Annotated in this window: 12 protein-coding genes and 1 pseudogene; all 13 read left to right on the plus strand. The window is 28.2% G+C overall.

Features of this window, described 5'->3' with window-relative positions:
- The 13 genes and pseudogenes from ABXT45_RS02795 (at position 1) to bamA (ending at position 15650) form a co-directional block, all read left to right on the plus strand.
- Complete coding sequence (locus ABXT45_RS02795; RefSeq protein WP_415314271.1) at positions 1-1656, plus strand: ribonuclease J; 1656 nt, start codon at positions 1-3, stop codon at positions 1654-1656.
- Positions 1657-1902, plus strand: coding sequence for a DUF1467 family protein (locus tag ABXT45_RS02800; RefSeq protein ID WP_168606347.1), 246 nt, complete (start codon positions 1657-1659; stop codon positions 1900-1902).
- Between the two features lie 2 nt (positions 1903-1904).
- Positions 1905-3239, plus strand: a complete 1335-nt coding sequence (gene proS, locus ABXT45_RS02805) for a proline--tRNA ligase (RefSeq protein ID WP_415314272.1) — start codon at positions 1905-1907, stop codon at positions 3237-3239.
- Positions 3236-4468: an FtsX-like permease family protein gene (locus ABXT45_RS02810; RefSeq protein ID WP_415314273.1), complete on the plus strand. Its 1233-nt coding sequence runs from the start codon at positions 3236-3238 to the stop codon at positions 4466-4468. The genes proS and ABXT45_RS02810 overlap by 4 nt, the downstream gene beginning before the upstream one ends.
- Complete coding sequence (locus ABXT45_RS02815) at positions 4461-5147, plus strand: ABC transporter ATP-binding protein (RefSeq protein ID WP_415314274.1); 687 nt, start codon at positions 4461-4463, stop codon at positions 5145-5147. Before ABXT45_RS02810 ends, ABXT45_RS02815 begins: the two co-directional genes overlap by 8 nt.
- Positions 5131-8548 (plus strand): annotated as a pseudogene (gene dnaE / locus ABXT45_RS02820) (DNA polymerase III subunit alpha). The gene ABXT45_RS02815 and the pseudogene dnaE overlap by 17 nt, the downstream one beginning before the upstream one ends.
- A 129-nt stretch (positions 8549-8677) precedes the next feature.
- Positions 8678-9499 (plus strand): 30S ribosomal protein S2, encoded by an 822-nt coding sequence (gene rpsB, locus ABXT45_RS02825; protein ID WP_415314275.1) that lies wholly within the window; start codon positions 8678-8680, stop codon positions 9497-9499.
- Between the two features lies 1 nt (position 9500).
- Positions 9501-10352 carry a translation elongation factor Ts gene (tsf, locus tag ABXT45_RS02830; protein ID WP_415314276.1) on the plus strand — a complete coding sequence of 284 codons (852 nt, stop codon included), beginning with the start codon at positions 9501-9503 and terminating at the stop codon, positions 10350-10352.
- Positions 10353-10904, plus strand: a complete 552-nt coding sequence (frr, locus tag ABXT45_RS02835; protein WP_415314277.1) for a ribosome recycling factor — start codon at positions 10353-10355, stop codon at positions 10902-10904.
- Entirely contained in the window at positions 10901-11578 is a 678-nt protein-coding gene (gene uppS, locus ABXT45_RS02840) for a polyprenyl diphosphate synthase (RefSeq protein ID WP_415314278.1), read from the plus strand. Before frr ends, uppS begins: the two co-directional genes overlap by 4 nt.
- Complete coding sequence (locus tag ABXT45_RS02845) at positions 11578-12240, plus strand: phosphatidate cytidylyltransferase (protein WP_415314279.1); 663 nt, start codon at positions 11578-11580, stop codon at positions 12238-12240. The genes uppS and ABXT45_RS02845 overlap by 1 nt, the downstream gene beginning before the upstream one ends.
- Before the next feature lies 1 nt (position 12241).
- Positions 12242-13405, plus strand: coding sequence for a 1-deoxy-D-xylulose-5-phosphate reductoisomerase (locus tag ABXT45_RS02850; protein ID WP_415314280.1), 1164 nt, complete (start codon positions 12242-12244; stop codon positions 13403-13405).
- Between the two features lie 7 nt (positions 13406-13412).
- On the plus strand, positions 13413-15650 hold the full coding sequence (gene bamA, locus ABXT45_RS02855) for an outer membrane protein assembly factor BamA (RefSeq protein WP_415314281.1): 2238 nt from the start codon (positions 13413-13415) through the stop codon (positions 15648-15650).
- The last annotated feature ends 30 nt before the right edge of the window (positions 15651-15680 follow it).

Consider the following 15680-nt stretch of genomic DNA (forward strand, 5'->3'; position numbering starts at 1 on the left):
ATGAAAGATGAACTATTATTTTGCCCTTTAGGGGGCTCAGGAGAAATCGGCATGAACATGAACTTGTTTGCCTACGGAAAACCAGGTGAACATAAATGGATCATGGTTGACATAGGGGTTACCTTTGCTGATGACACCTTACCAGGAATTGATCTGATTTACCCCGACCCTGGATTTATTGTAGATAAAAAAGAAGACCTTTTAGGAATTATTTTAACGCATGCACATGAAGATCACATTGGAGCAATTGCACATCTTTGGCCTCAATTAAAATGTAAAATTTTTGCAACTCCATTTACTGCAGTTTTAATAAAAGAAAAACTTAAAGAAAAGAATATTGACGCAACTAATTATCTAAAAATAGTTCAATTAAATGGAACAGTAGATTTAGATCCTTTTAAAATAGAGTACATCACGTTAACTCACTCAATTCTTGAACCTAATGGTCTTAGAATTGAAACCCCAGCAGGTGTAATATTACATACGGGAGATTGGAAGATTGACCCAGAACCATTGATTGGTGAAAAAATTAATTCTGACAGACTTAAAGAAATTGGTAAAGAAGGTGTCCTTGCTATGGTTTGCGATTCAACAAATGTATTTAGTATGGGAAAAGCTGGTTCAGAGCTAGATGTTAGAAAAAGTTTATTAAATATTATGGGTAGCCTTAAAAAAAGAATTGTTATGGCTTCTTTTGCATCAAATGTTGCACGTATGGAAACAGCTTTTTATTGTGCAGAAAAAACTGGTAGACAAATATCCCTAGTAGGAAGATCCATGCATAGAATATTTAAAGCTGCAAGACAATGTGGTTATTTAAAAAATGTTATTGAACCTATAGATGCACGTGAAGCAAAAAAAATTGCTAGGGAAAAAATAGTTTACCTTTGTACTGGTAGCCAGGGTGAGCCGATGGCAGCACTAATGAGAATTTCAAGCTATACTCATCCAGATGTATTCATCGAAAAAGATGATGCTGTTATTTTTTCATCTAAAATTATTCCAGGTAATGAAAAAAAATTATACAAATTACAAAATCAATTAGTTAGGGATGGTATTGAAGTTATTTCAGAGGAAAGTGAATTTGTTCATGTTTCTGGCCATCCAAATAGAGATGATTTAAGAGAAATGTATGATTGGGTTAAACCTCAATGTGCAGTGCCTGTTCATGGAGAACACAGACACATGATTGAACATATGAAATTCGCACACGAAATGAAAGTTCCACACCCGGTTCAAGTAGAAAACGGTGATATTGTAAAATTAGCTCCAGGTAAACCCCATGTTTTTGATAAAGCTCCAAGTGGTAGACTTTATTTAGATGGAAATATGAGTGTTGAAGAAGACGCTCAATCAATTAAAGATAGAAAAAATATAGCTGCTAATGGATATATGGAGGTTACCATTTTAATTACTGCAAAGGGTAATATTCATAAAAGACCTGTATTAACCTTTAGAGGGTTGCCTGTTTATGATGCTGATGAATTCATTTATGAATTAGAAGAGGCAATAGAAAAAACAACCAGAACCTTTTCTATAAAAAGCAAAAAACAAGAATATAATTTAATTGATGCATTAAAAATTACATGTAGAAAATGTGCCAAAGAATTGACTGGTAAAAGACCATTTATAAATATCAATCTAGTAAGAATCTAGATGAGCGCAACAGGCCTTGCTATAATCTACATTATAATCTGGTGGATAGTTTTTTTTACAATTCTTCCAATTGATGTAAATAGACTAAAATCTGTCAAAATTGAAGGTGAAGACGCTGGTTCTCCAGAAAATCCTAAAATGTTAAAAAAATTTATTTATTGTACTGGTATTACAACTGTTATTTTCGTGATAATTTATTTATTGATAAAATATGAATATTTAAATTTAAGATATATAATTAGTTAAAAATGTACATTTCAAAATCATTCATACCAATATTAAAAAACAACCCATCAGAAGCAAAAATTAAATCACATCAATTAATGCTCAGAGTAGGAATGATTAAGCAATCTTCTGCGGGTATTTATTCATGGTTACCTTTAGGCTTCAAAGTGATGAAAAAAATTGAACAAATAGTTAGAGAAGAACAGAACAAAATTGGTGCTCAAGAAATACTTATGCCAACTATCCAACCTAGTGATATTTGGAAAGAAAGTGGTCGTTATGATGATTATGGAGATGAAATGCTTCGTATTAAAGATAGACAAGGTAGAGAGATGCTTTATGGACCAACAAACGAAGAGCTGGTTACCGATATATTTAGATCTAGTGTTAAATCTTATAAATCATTACCTCAATTATTGTACCACATACAATGGAAATTTAGAGATGAAGTTAGACCGAGATTTGGAATTATGAGAGGTAGAGAATTTTACATGAAGGATGCATATTCGTTTGATGTAAATGATGAAGATGCTGCTTTCTCATATAATAAATTCTTTTTTTCATATTTAAAAACATTTAAAAGATTGGAACTTTCAGCAATACCAATGGCAGCTGATACGGGACCAATTGGTGGAAACCTTTCTCATGAATTTATTATTTTAGCAGACACTGGTGAAAGTAAAATTTTTACTGATAAAAGAGTTTTTGATTTAGACAGTGAAGAATCTGTAATGGATAGACAATCTTTACAAGACCTAAGAAAAAAATATGAACAATATTACGCTGTAGCTGATGAAAAATTTAATAAAGATGAATTTGAAGAAAAAGTATCAGAAGAAAATAGACTTATTACAAAAGGTATAGAAGTAGGTCACATTTTTTATTTTGGAGACAAGTACTCAAAAGCTTTAAATGCAGCTGTAGATCTTCCGGGTGGTAAAAAAGATTTTGTTAAAATGGGATCCTATGGAATTGGTGTATCAAGATTAGTTGGTGCAATTATAGAAGCAAAATATGATGAAAAAGAAGAAATAATGAAATGGCCATTCTCTGTGGCCCCATATGAGCTAGCCATAATACCCATGATTAATAAAAATGACACATCGGCATTAGACAAAGCAAATAAACTTTTTAAACATTTTGAAAGTAAAAATATTGACACAATTATCGATGATATGGATGAAAATCTTTCATCAAAAATTAAAAAATTTAATTTGATAGGTGTACCTTATCAAATAATTTTAGGAAAAAAATCAGATGGTGATTTATTAGAGTTTAAAGAAATTGGAAAAGATCCTAAAAGTTTAACCATAGATCAAATAACTCAAATTTTAACTGAACAAAAATTAAAAAATTGATTTCTGCATTAGAAAAAGAAATTACACTTAGATATCTAAAAACCAGAAAAAAAGATGGTTTTTTAAATATAATTTCTATTTTTTCATTTATCGGAATTAGCTTAGGAGTTGCAGTGTTAATTATTGTGATGTCCGTTATGAATGGCTTTAGAACTGAGTTAATTAATAAGATTGTAGGATTTAATGCTCATGTTACCGTTAAACCATATGAGAGCCCTATTAGTCTAGAACAATTAAATAATGAAAATCTAAAATTAATTTCAGAAGAATTAATACTTAGTAATTCTGGTGAAGCAATTGTCATTAGCAAAGACTACACTAAAGGCCTAATTTTAAGAGGTTATAGCAATGAAAACTTTCTAAAACTTGATGTTGTAAAAAAAGGAAACTTAATTGGTAAATCAAGTCAATTAACAAAGAATTCGATATCAATAGGTAAAGAATTAAGTTTTAATTTAGACCTTGGTTTGGGTGATAAAGTATCAATTATGTCTCCAGTAGGCATAGAAACGATCATAGGAAGCTTACCTAGACAAGAAACTTTTATAATTAGTTCAATCTTTGATAGTGGTTTAGCTGATTTTGATGCCAACATAGCTTTCATAAATTTAAACACATTGGAAAACTTTTTTAATCTTAAAAAAGAAAAGCGTAACCTAGAAATTTACTTGAATAACCCATCTAATATTGAAGAAGAAAAAAATAAAATTCAAAAAATATTCAAAAATGAATTTGTATATAGTTGGGCCGATATGAATAGTTCATTGTTTTCTGCTTTAAAGGTTGAAAGAAATGTAATGTTTATAATCTTATCTTTGATTATTATAGTGGCTGCTTTTAATATTATTTCCGGGCTTACAATTCTGGTTAAAAATAAAACAAGAGATATAGCTATATTAAAGTCCATTGGTGTCTTAAATAAATCCATTGTTAAGATATTTTTTCTTGTCGGAGTTATTATTGGAACTTCAGCAACATTCTTTGGAATTTTTCTTGGTGTAATGTTCTCATTGTATATAGAAAACTTGAGAGAGTTTTTAAGCGATACATTTAATATTAGTTTGTTTCCTGAAGAGATCTATTTTTTAAGCACAATGCCTTCAGAAATCGACCCGACTTCAATTTTTATTATTTCCCTTTGTTCAATCATTATAACAATTGTTGTTTCAATTTTTCCTGCAATAAAAGCTTCAAAATTAGACCCAGTTAAAGGACTTAAGTATGAATAATTTGATATCACTAAAGAACATATCAAAATCTTTTTCTAACAATCAAAAAATAAATGTTTTAAAAAAAATCAATTATTCTTTTGTAAAAGGTAAGATTTATTCTCTAGTTGGTCCATCTGGATCAGGAAAATCTACATTACTAAATGTTTTATCAATGATAGATAAACCTACTACTGGCTCTTTGTTAATTGGTAATACACCAATAAACTTTAACGATAATTCAAAAAATGACAAAATTAGATCAAGTAAAATTGGTATTATCTATCAACAAAATAATTTACTTCCAGATTTTACTGCATTAGAAAATGTTTATTTAGCCGGTCTAGCTTTAACTAATGACAAAAAGAATTCAATCAATCGAGCTAAAAAAATTATAAAAACAATGGGTCTTTCATCACGTGAGTCACATTTTCTTTCAGAATTATCAGGGGGTGAAATGCAAAGAATTGCAATGGCTAGAGCACTTATTAACGAACCTGAAATTATATTAGCAGACGAGCCTACTGGCAGTTTAGATCACACTACTGCCAAAGAGGTTTTTAATGTTTTGTATAATTTGAAAAACAAAAATAGATTAATAATCTATGCAACTCACAATAGATTTTTTGCAAATATGGCTGATTGCAAATTAGAAATGATTGATGGTAATATAAGAACTATCAATGCCAGAATTAAATAATCAAAACTTTAATCATTTAAAAATTCACACACAGTACTCAATTTGTGAAGGAGCTATCAAAATTGATAACTTAAAAGATTTTTGTAAAGAAAAAAAAATAACTTGCTTGGGTCTTTCAGACACATCCAATTTATGTGGTGCATTGGAGTTTGCTGAAAATATTTCTAAGGTTGGTACACAACCAATTATTGGCACTCAAATTTACTTTAGATTTGAAGATACGACAGGACTATTACCCCTGATAGCTCTTAACGAAAATGGATATAAGAAAATTATAGAACTCTCCTCAAGATCTTACCTTGAAAATGATGCTTTATCAGACCCTCATTTGGATATTAATGAACTTTTAATTGATACGGAGGGTGTGTCCTTACTTTCTGGAACTATTCAAGGTTTATTTGGTAAATTATTTGAAAAAGGTCGTTTAGACGAAATATCAAAACTATATAAGAGTTTATCATCAAAATTTAATGATAATTTTTATTTAGAAATCCAAAGGCATGGTGATCAAAATGAAATTGCTTTTGAAAAATTCAACTTAGAGCAATCTTTAAAAGTTAAAATACCAATTATTGCTACTAATGAAGTTTATTATTTAACACCAGACATGCACGAAGCTCATGATGCGTTAACTTGCATTGGTTCTAAAACTTATGTTAATGAAAAGAATAGAACTAAATATAGTAACCAGCATTACTTTAAATCGAATGAAGAAATGTCCAAACTATTCTCTGATCTTCCGGAAGCTTTAGAAAATAACTTCAATTTGCCATTTAAATGTAATTTTAGACCACAATTTTCCAAACCTGTACTTCCAAATATTAGTTCTGAAAAAGGAGGGAGTGCTGATGAAATACTTAAAAAACACTCATTAGACGGATTGAAAGAAAAATTTCTTAAAGTTTTTAAAATTGAAGAAAATAACTTAGAAACTGATGATAAATTTTTGAAATATAAAGACAGACTAGATCATGAGCTAAAGATCATAATTGAAATGAAATATCCTAGTTATTTCTTGATTGTATCTGACTACATTAAATGGGCTAAGAGTAATGATATTCCGGTAGGACCGGGTAGAGGATCTGGAGCAGGCTCACTTGTTGCTTGGTGTCTATCAATTACTGATGTTGACCCAATTAAATTTAATTTAATATTTGAAAGATTTTTAAATCCTGACCGTGTGTCAATGCCCGACTTTGATATAGATTTTTGTGAGGAAAAAAGAGATCTTGTTTTTAAATATTTAACTACAAAATATAAAGACAGTGTTGCCCATATAATTACATTTGGAAAATTAAAAGCAAGAATGGTTATTAGAGATGTTGGTAGAGTATTAGGCTTACCATATGGTTTTGTTGATAGTATTTCAAAAATGATACCTTTTGATCCTTCTAGACCTCAAAGCTTAATTGAATGCATTAATAGTGAGCCTAGACTTCAAAAATTAGTTAATGAAGATCCTCGTGTTAAAAAATTAATTGATCTTTGTTTGAAATTAGAAGGTTTGAATAGAAATGTAGCAACTCATGCAGCTGGTGTTGTAATTGCGGATAGAAAATTAACTGAAGTCGTGCCTTTATATAAAGATGCATCTGCAGATCTATTATTACCTTCTACACAATTTGACATGTACTCAGCAGAAAATGCTGGCTTAATCAAGTTTGATTTTTTAGGATTAAAAACCTTAACTGTAATTAATAGAACGCAAAAATTGATAAATAAAAACGTCAATGATTTTAGAATTGATGACATCAGCTTTGATGATCAAAAAGTTTTTGAACTTTTATCTTCTGGCAACACTGTTGGATTATTTCAAGTGGAGAGTGCTGGTATGCGCGAAGCATTATTACAGATGAAACCTAATCATATTGAAGATATTATTGCACTAGTGGCTCTTTATCGTCCAGGACCAATGAGTAACATACCAGTTTACAATGACTGTAAACACGGAAGACAAACACCTGATTATTTACATCCACTACTTGAGGATATTTTAAAACCTACATATGGGGTTATTATTTATCAAGAACAGGTTATGCAAATTGCACAAAAACTCTCTGGTTTTAGTGCAGGTGAAGCTGATATTTTAAGAAGAGCCATGGGTAAAAAAAAAAGAGCTGAACTAGAAAGGCAAAAACAAGGATTTATTGCTGGTGCTCTTAAAAATGGAATTAGTAAAGATGTTGCAGCAAGTATATTTCTAAAAATTGAACCATTTGCTGAATATGGGTTTAATAAAAGTCATGCAGCAGCTTATGCTATAATTTCTTATCAAACAGCATTTTTAAAAACTTATTATCCAAAAGAGTTTTTTGCCGCATCCATGACGATGGATATATCAAATCAAAATAAGTTGGGTGAATTTCATGAAGAGCTAAAAAGAATTAATATTAAAGTTATACGACCTGATATCAACAAGTGCTTTGCAGATTTTCAGTTTGATGATAATAATTTTTATTATGCACTTGGTGGAATTAAAAGTGTTGGTTATGAGGCAATATCAAATGTTGTTAACGAAAGAAAAGAAAATGGTGAATTTAAATCCATAAATGATTTTTTAAATAGAGTTAGCCCTAAAGATATTAATAAGCTGCAATTAGAAGGTTTGGTTAAAGCAGGAGCTTTTGACAATATAGATAATAATCGACAAGCATTATTTAATTCAATTCCAAATTTTATTTTAAAGACAAAAAATATTTATGAAAATAAAGCAGCAAATCAAATTGACCTTTTTGGTTCTGATGAAGAACAAGATAATGAGATAGTTCTTAATATCGAAGATTGGAAGTTTGAAGATCGATTATCAAGAGAGTTTGAAGCTATTGGTTTCTTTATATCTGACCACCCTTTAAATCAATTTAAAGAAATTTTTGATGATTACAAAATAGTTGATTACGCAAAATTTAATCTAGACGACAATATAAAAGATGCAAATATTGCAGCTACACTTTTAAAGATTACTGAAAGAAAAACGGCAAAAGGTAATTCGTATGGTGTTATCAAATTCACTGATTTAACAAGTGTTTTTGAACTCTTTATTTTTTCAGATATTTTGGAATTAAATAGAGAGGCTTTAGTTGAGGGTAAGCTCTTTAATTATAACTTTGATTAAAACCATTTCTAACGATGAGAGCAAATCTAAAAGAATAAATGTTCAAAAAATAGCTTCTCTTAAAGATCTTTTTAATAAACCAGTTAATGAAATTGTGTTTAATATTAAATCAATTAAAGACATCGATAAAATATCTAATTTAGTGAATGAAGAGGGCTCAACTGAGGTAATAATAAATATTACCAATGAAAATAGCGATATTAGTTTTAAATTAAAAAATAAGCGTTTTATTGATAGGAAAGCCATTAATACCCTCAGAAACAATGATATTTCGACAATTATTCATTAAAAAAGACTTGTTTGTTCTATAAATAATTTGTAAATAACTCTTAAATTAAATTAACACGCACACAGTTTGTGGTTTTATACCTCCGGTCCTTAAATGGAAAATACTGTGGTGGCTTAACCGGGAATAAATATGAAAATACCAAGTCTAAATATCCAACAACTATTAGAAGCAGGCGTTCATTTAGGTCATAAGACTTTAAGATGGAACCCAAAAATGAAAAAATATATTTTTGGAAAAAGAGATTCAATTCACATTATTGATTTAACACAGACATTAGAATTAACAAATGTAGCTTTAGAGAAAGTTTATAATACGATTGCCAATAATGGTAAAATTCTTTTTGTGTCTACAAAAAAACAAGCATCTGAAGCAATTGCTGAAGTTGCAAAAGAAACTGGACAATACTTTGTAAACTACAGGTGGTTAGGTGGAATGTTAACTAACTGGGGAACAATCTCGGGATCAATTAAAAAGATGAAAAAATATGAGGCTGATCTTGTTGCTGAAAATAGAGGCTTTACAAAAAAAGAACTATTAAAGATGAGTGTTAAAAAAGATAAATTAGAAAGAGCATTAGGTGGAATAGCAGAAATGAAAAAAGTTCCTGATCTAGTTTTTATTATTGACACAAATTATGAATCTTTAGCTATTGCTGAAGCATCTAAATTAGGTATTCCAATTTGTGCTATACTTGACAGCAATTCTAATCCTGATGGTATTGACTATCCAATTCCTGGTAACGACGATGCTAGAAGAGCAATTGATCTATATTGTAATTTAGTAAAAGAAACTATTGAAAATGCAAAAAAAGCAACTCCATCTAAATCTGAAGAAAAACTTGATGTCGGTGAGATAAAAGTAAAAGAAGCTTCTTCAAAAACTATTCAAGAGATCGATAGAGAGAAGTTAGATGCTAAATTTTCAAAAAAAGATAAAGAAAAGTTGAATTAATATGAGTGATTTAGAAAAAGTAAAACAATTACGTGAAGCAACTGGAGCTGGATTTAAAGATTGTAACTTGGCAGTTAAAGAATCTGATGGTGATTTAGATAAAGCAGTAGAAATCTTAAGAGTTAAAGGAATTTCTAAAGCTTCAAAAAAAATGTCAAGAGATGCTAAAGAAGGTGTTATTGCAACCTCTGGAGATGAAAGCAAAATATCTGTTATTGAAATTAACTGTGAGACAGATTTTGTTGCTAAGAATGATGATTTTGTATCCTTTGCAAAAGAATTGAGTGAATTGAATAATCAAAATTTATCTGATTTAGAAAAACTTAATAAATCAAAAATGGGAAATGGTGAAACGGTTGAAGATAGTCTAGTAGCATTAATCGCAAAAATGGGTGAAAAGATAACAGTTGGTAAAGCTAAAACATTTAACCAATCAGGTTCTAAAAATTTTAATTATTTGCATACTGTGGTTAAAGATAATTTATCTAAATTATCCGTTATAACTTCACTTGAGACCTCAGATGGTAGTGATGGTGTTAAAGCTTTTGGTAAACAGCTTTCAATGCATATTGCTGCATCAAATCCTTTAGCTTTGAGTTCAGATTTGATTGATAAAAATCTACTTCAAAAAGAACAAGATCTTATTACAGAAGAGTTAAAAAACTCAGGAAAACCTAAGGAGATTGCACAAAAAATTAGCTTAGGTAAAATGAATAAATTTAAAGAGGAAAATGCTTTGTTAACACAAGCCTGGGTTATGGAACCTAAAAAGAAAGTGCAAGATGTTGTAAGAGAACTTAACATACCTGATTTAAAGATTAACAATTTTTTTAGAATTAAAATAGGTGAATAAATGTTTAATGAAAAAATATATAGTCAGAAGATGGATAAAACCATTGAGGTTTTTCAAAAAGAATTAACTTCACTAAGAACTGGTAGGGCAAACGCCTCAATGCTAGACCTTGTTAAAGTCGATGTTTATGGACAAGCGATGCCATTAAATCAAGTTTCAAGCATAACGACTCCAGATGCTAGAACAATTAATATCCAAGTTTGGGACCTTAATAACGTTCCACTTGTAGATACTGCAATAAAAAAATCAGAATTAGGTTTAAATCCTCAAATTGATGGTCAATTAATTAGGTTACCTGTCCCAGATTTAAATGAAGAGAGAAGAATGGAGATTAAAAAATTAATTAAATCTATGGGTGAAAAATGTAAGATCTCAATTAGAAATATTAGAAGAGAAGCCAATGATGATTTAAAAAGCTTAGTTAAAGACAAAGCAATTAGTGAAGATGATGAAAAAATAAATGAGAAATTGGTACAAACATTTACTGACGAGCACATTAAAACTATAGATACCAAAGTTGAAGCTAAAGAAAAAGAAATAATGACCATATGAACCCAGTTAATCATGTTGCCATCATTATGGATGGAAACGGTAGGTGGGGTATAAAGCATAAACAATCTAGAAATGCTGGTCATAAAGTGGGATTAAATACTGTTCAAATGGTTATCAACCAATGTATTAATCAGAAGATTAAATATTTAACTCTTTACACTTTCTCTTCAGAGAATTGGAAAAGACCAAAAAATGAAATCATTTTTTTATTTAATTTGCTTGAAAATTTTTTAAGAAAAAAAATTAATAAACTTATTAAAAGTGATATTAAACTTAAATTTATCGGTGAATTAAACAAGTTACCAATAAAACTTCAGACATTAATAAGATTATCAGAAAAAAAAACTAAAAATAATAATTCACTACAAGTTAATATTGCTTTAAATTATGGCTCTAAAAATGAACTAATTAATTCAATTAAAATGATTAAACTAAAAAAAATTCTATTGAATGAAGTAAATATAGATAACAATCTTTATACCAAAAATATACCCAATCCTGAATTATTAATAAGAACAGGAAATACACAGAGGTTGAGTAATTTTTTACTTTGGCAGTTAGCATATACAGAAATTTTTTTTGAAAAGAAATTATGGCCTGACTTTTCAGATAAAGATTTTAAAAGAATCTTAAATAAGTTTAAAAATATCAAAAGAAACTTTGGATCAATTTAATGAATTCAAATCTTAAAAAAAGAATAATCACATCTATATTTTTAATTTCTTTGTTAACGGCAATGTCTTTTTACTCATATATAATGTTTATTTCTTTGGTTGTTATAGCAATAATTACATGGATTGAATTTTATGCTTTAATATCAAAAATTATAAAAAAAAATCTTATTAAGGACAAAATATATAGATTTTTTTGCAAAGCACTTTCATTGTTTTATTTGGCAGGATTAGTTTTTTTTATTTTATTAATCGAAACTTACTATTCAAATCTTAAAATTTATCTTTTATACTCAATTTTGATTTCAATAATGTCAGATGTAGGAGGCTTGACTGTTGGGAAAATATTTAAAGGTAAAAAGCTTACCAGGATTAGCCCAAATAAAACAATTTCAGGATCTATCGGTTCACTTATTTTTTCAATTTTTTTGATTCCATTTTTTTATGATAAATTAAGTTATATGAATTTATCAAAAGTTATTTTTTTAACGATTATGATATCTTTAATCTCACAACTTGGAGATTTGTTTATCTCATTTCTTAAGCGTAAAGCAAAGGTTAAAGACACAAGCAATATATTACCTGGTCATGGTGGGATTCTGGACAGAATAGATGGTATAATTTTTGCAATTCCTTTTGGTGTTTATTTGTTTATGATCATTTAGTATGAAAAAAATTGCAATTTTTGGAGCCACTGGATCTATTGGATCTTCATTATTAGATATTATTAAAAAAGATAAAAAAACTTTTAAAATCGAGTTAATTACAGCAAATAAAGATTATAAAAAATTAATAAGACTGGCTAAAATTTTTATGGTTAAAAATATTATCATAACTGATAACAACTCATTCTTACTTGCAACCAAACATTTAAAAAATACCAAAATTAAAGTATTTAAAAATTTTGATATATTAGATAAAATTTTTAATAAAAATAAAAAAATTGACTATAGCATGTGTGCCATTTCAGGTTTTCAAGGTTTGAAACCAACATTAGATATTATTAAATATACCAAAACTATAGCTATAGCCAATAAAGAGTCCATTATTTGTGGATGGAATTTAATAAAGAAAGATTTAAAAAAATACAAAACTAAATTTATACCTGTCGATTCTGAGCATTTTTCTATTTGGTCTTTAATAAATGGTAATAAAAAAAACTTTGAAAAAATCTATATAACGGCATCTGGTGGACCTTTTAGAAAATTTCCATTAAAAAAATTTAAAAATATCTCCATTAAGAATGCTTTAAATCATCCTAATTGGTCAATGGGGAAAAAAATTACAATTGATTCTGCAACCATGATGAATAAAGTTTTTGAAGTTATAGAAGCAAAAAAAATTTTTGCTCTAAATTATGATCAACTAGAAATATTAATCCACCCAAAATCATACTTACATGCAATAGTAAAATTTAATAATGGTTTATCAAAACTATTAATTCATGACACCAATATGACAATCCCAATATTTAATTCGATTTATTTTAATGAAGATAAAAAAATTGAATCAAAAAAAATTAATATTAAAATTTTGAACAATTTAGATCTTAAAAAAGTTGATAAGATTAGATTTCCAGTGATCAATATTCTTAAAAACTTGGATGAAGAAGATTCCTTATTTGAAACAGTTATTGTTAGTGCAAATGATAAGTTGGTGAATCTTTTTTTGGAAGGGAAGATTAGATTTACTGATATATCGAATATTTTGTTAAAAATTTGTAATATTCCTCAATTTAATAAATTTAAGTCAAAAAGACCAAAAAGTATTGATGAAATCAATCTTTTAGCTGATTATGTAAGTTTAAAAATTGACTCCATGAGTGTATAAACTCGCTATGTTTAGGTTTTTTTTTCAATTTATTATTTTTTCTATTTTTTTTTCCTTTTCTGTTTATTCAAAAAATTATGAAAAAATTATTGTTAATGGCAATGAAAGAATTTCTAATGAAACAATATTAGTTTTTTCAGAAATTCCCGATAATGAATCCTTAGATGAAAATTCAATAAATGAAATTTTAAAAAAATTATATAAGTCTGGTTTTTTCAAAGATGTTACTGTCAAAATTGAAAATAACAATCTAACAATTGAAGTATTGGAAAATCCAATCATTCAAACTGTTTTTATTAAAGGAATTAAGAGAAAAAAAACAGAAAAGTCGTTGTATGAAATCTTGACTTTAAAAAATAGGTCTTCTTATAGCTCTGCATTAATTAAAAAAGATGAAACTTCTATATTAAACTACCTTAAAAACGAAGGTTACTATTTTTCAAAAATCACATCATCATTTCAGGATTTAGGTGAAAATAAAATAGATCTTTTTTACGAAATTGAACTTGGTGAAAAATCCAAAATTTCAAAGATTTCATTTATCGGTGATAAAAAATTTAAGGACAGTACATTAAAAAGTATAATACTTAGTGAGGAGTATAAATTTTGGAAATTTATTTCTGGTAAAAAATATTTAAACGAAAATATTATTAATTTTGATAAAAGATTACTTAATATCTTTTATAAAAACAAAGGTTTTTTTAATGTAATAATAGAGTCGTCTTTTGCAAATTACATTGGTAATGACGAGTTTGAAATAATTTATAATATTTCATCTGGTGAAAAATTTTACTTTAATGAATTTAACCTTAACCTTCCTATAGATTATGAACTTAGCAATTTTGAACAACTGAATAAAGTATTTAATGAACTTAAAGGTCAAAATTACTCACTAAATTCAATCAATAAAATATTGGATGAAATCGATAAAATTGTTTTAAATGAACAATTTGAATTTTTAAATTCTACCGTTAAAGAACAAACTGTAGATAATTTAATTAATCTTACATTTGATATAGAAGAAACGGAAAAATTCTATGTAGAGAAAATCAATATACTTGGTAATAATGTAACACGTGAAGAGGTAATACGAAATAATATATTTGTCGACGAAGGTGATGCATTTAATGTATTGCTTCAAAATAAAACATTAAATAATTTAAGATCACTTAATTTTTTCAAAAATGTTCAGTCAGAAATTTTGGATAGTCCCAATAATAATAAAAAAATAATAAATATTACTGTGGAAGAAAAGCCAACTGGTGAAATTATGGCTGGTGCTGGCGTCGGTACCAGTGGAGGCACAATTGCTTTTGGTGTAAAAGAAAATAACTTTCTTGGTAGGGGTATAGAGTTTTCATCTGATGCTACTGTGAGCGCTGAAACTTTAAAGGGTCTAATTTCACTAAATAACCCAAATTTTAAAGGATCTAATAGATCCTTAAATGTATCAGTAGAAAGTACAATAACTGATCGACTTAAAAATTTTGGATATGAATCAAATAAAACTGGTTTTTCTGTTGGCAGTAGTTTTGAATTTTATGATGATCTATATTGGAATACAGGAGTCTCTGCTTATGTTGAAAAACTTGATACAGATTCGACTGCTTCTTCAAGTATGAAAAAACAAGAAGGCTCATATTTTGATACTTTTTTTAATCAAACTTTTACATATGATAAAAGAGATCAAAAATACAAAACAACAGATGGTTATATTAGCAGATTCACTCAAAATATCCCTTTAATCAGTGAAAGTTATACTTTAACAAATGCCTATGATTATAAAATCTATAATGAATGGTTAGATGAGAACATTTTTTCTATTGGTTTTTTTGTAAAAACAACTAATTCATTAAGTGGTAAAGATGTTAAACTTTCTGATAGATTGTTTCTACCATCAAGTAAGCTAAGAGGTTTTGAATCTGGTAAAGTTGGTCCTAAAGATGGGGCAGATTATGTAGGGGGAAACTATGCAGCTTCAATTAATATGTCAACAACTCTTCCTCAAATATTGCCAAATTTTCAAAATACAAATTTTTCTATTTATTTTGATGCAGCAAATGTTTGGGGTGTAGATTATAACTCAACTTTAAAAAATGAAAGTAAGATTAGATCATCAATCGGTATAGCTGTAGATTTTTTTACACCTGTTGGCCCATTAAACTTTTCTTTATCTGAACCAATCTCTAAAAGTAAAAATGATATAACTGAATCATTCAGATTTAACTTAGGAACTACTTTTTAATGAAACTTTTATTTTCTTCTATTCTTACTA

The sequence above is a fragment of the Candidatus Pelagibacter sp. Uisw_106 genome, from assembly GCF_047724975.1.
In the GTDB taxonomy this organism is placed as follows: Bacteria; Pseudomonadota; Alphaproteobacteria; order Pelagibacterales; family Pelagibacteraceae; genus Pelagibacter.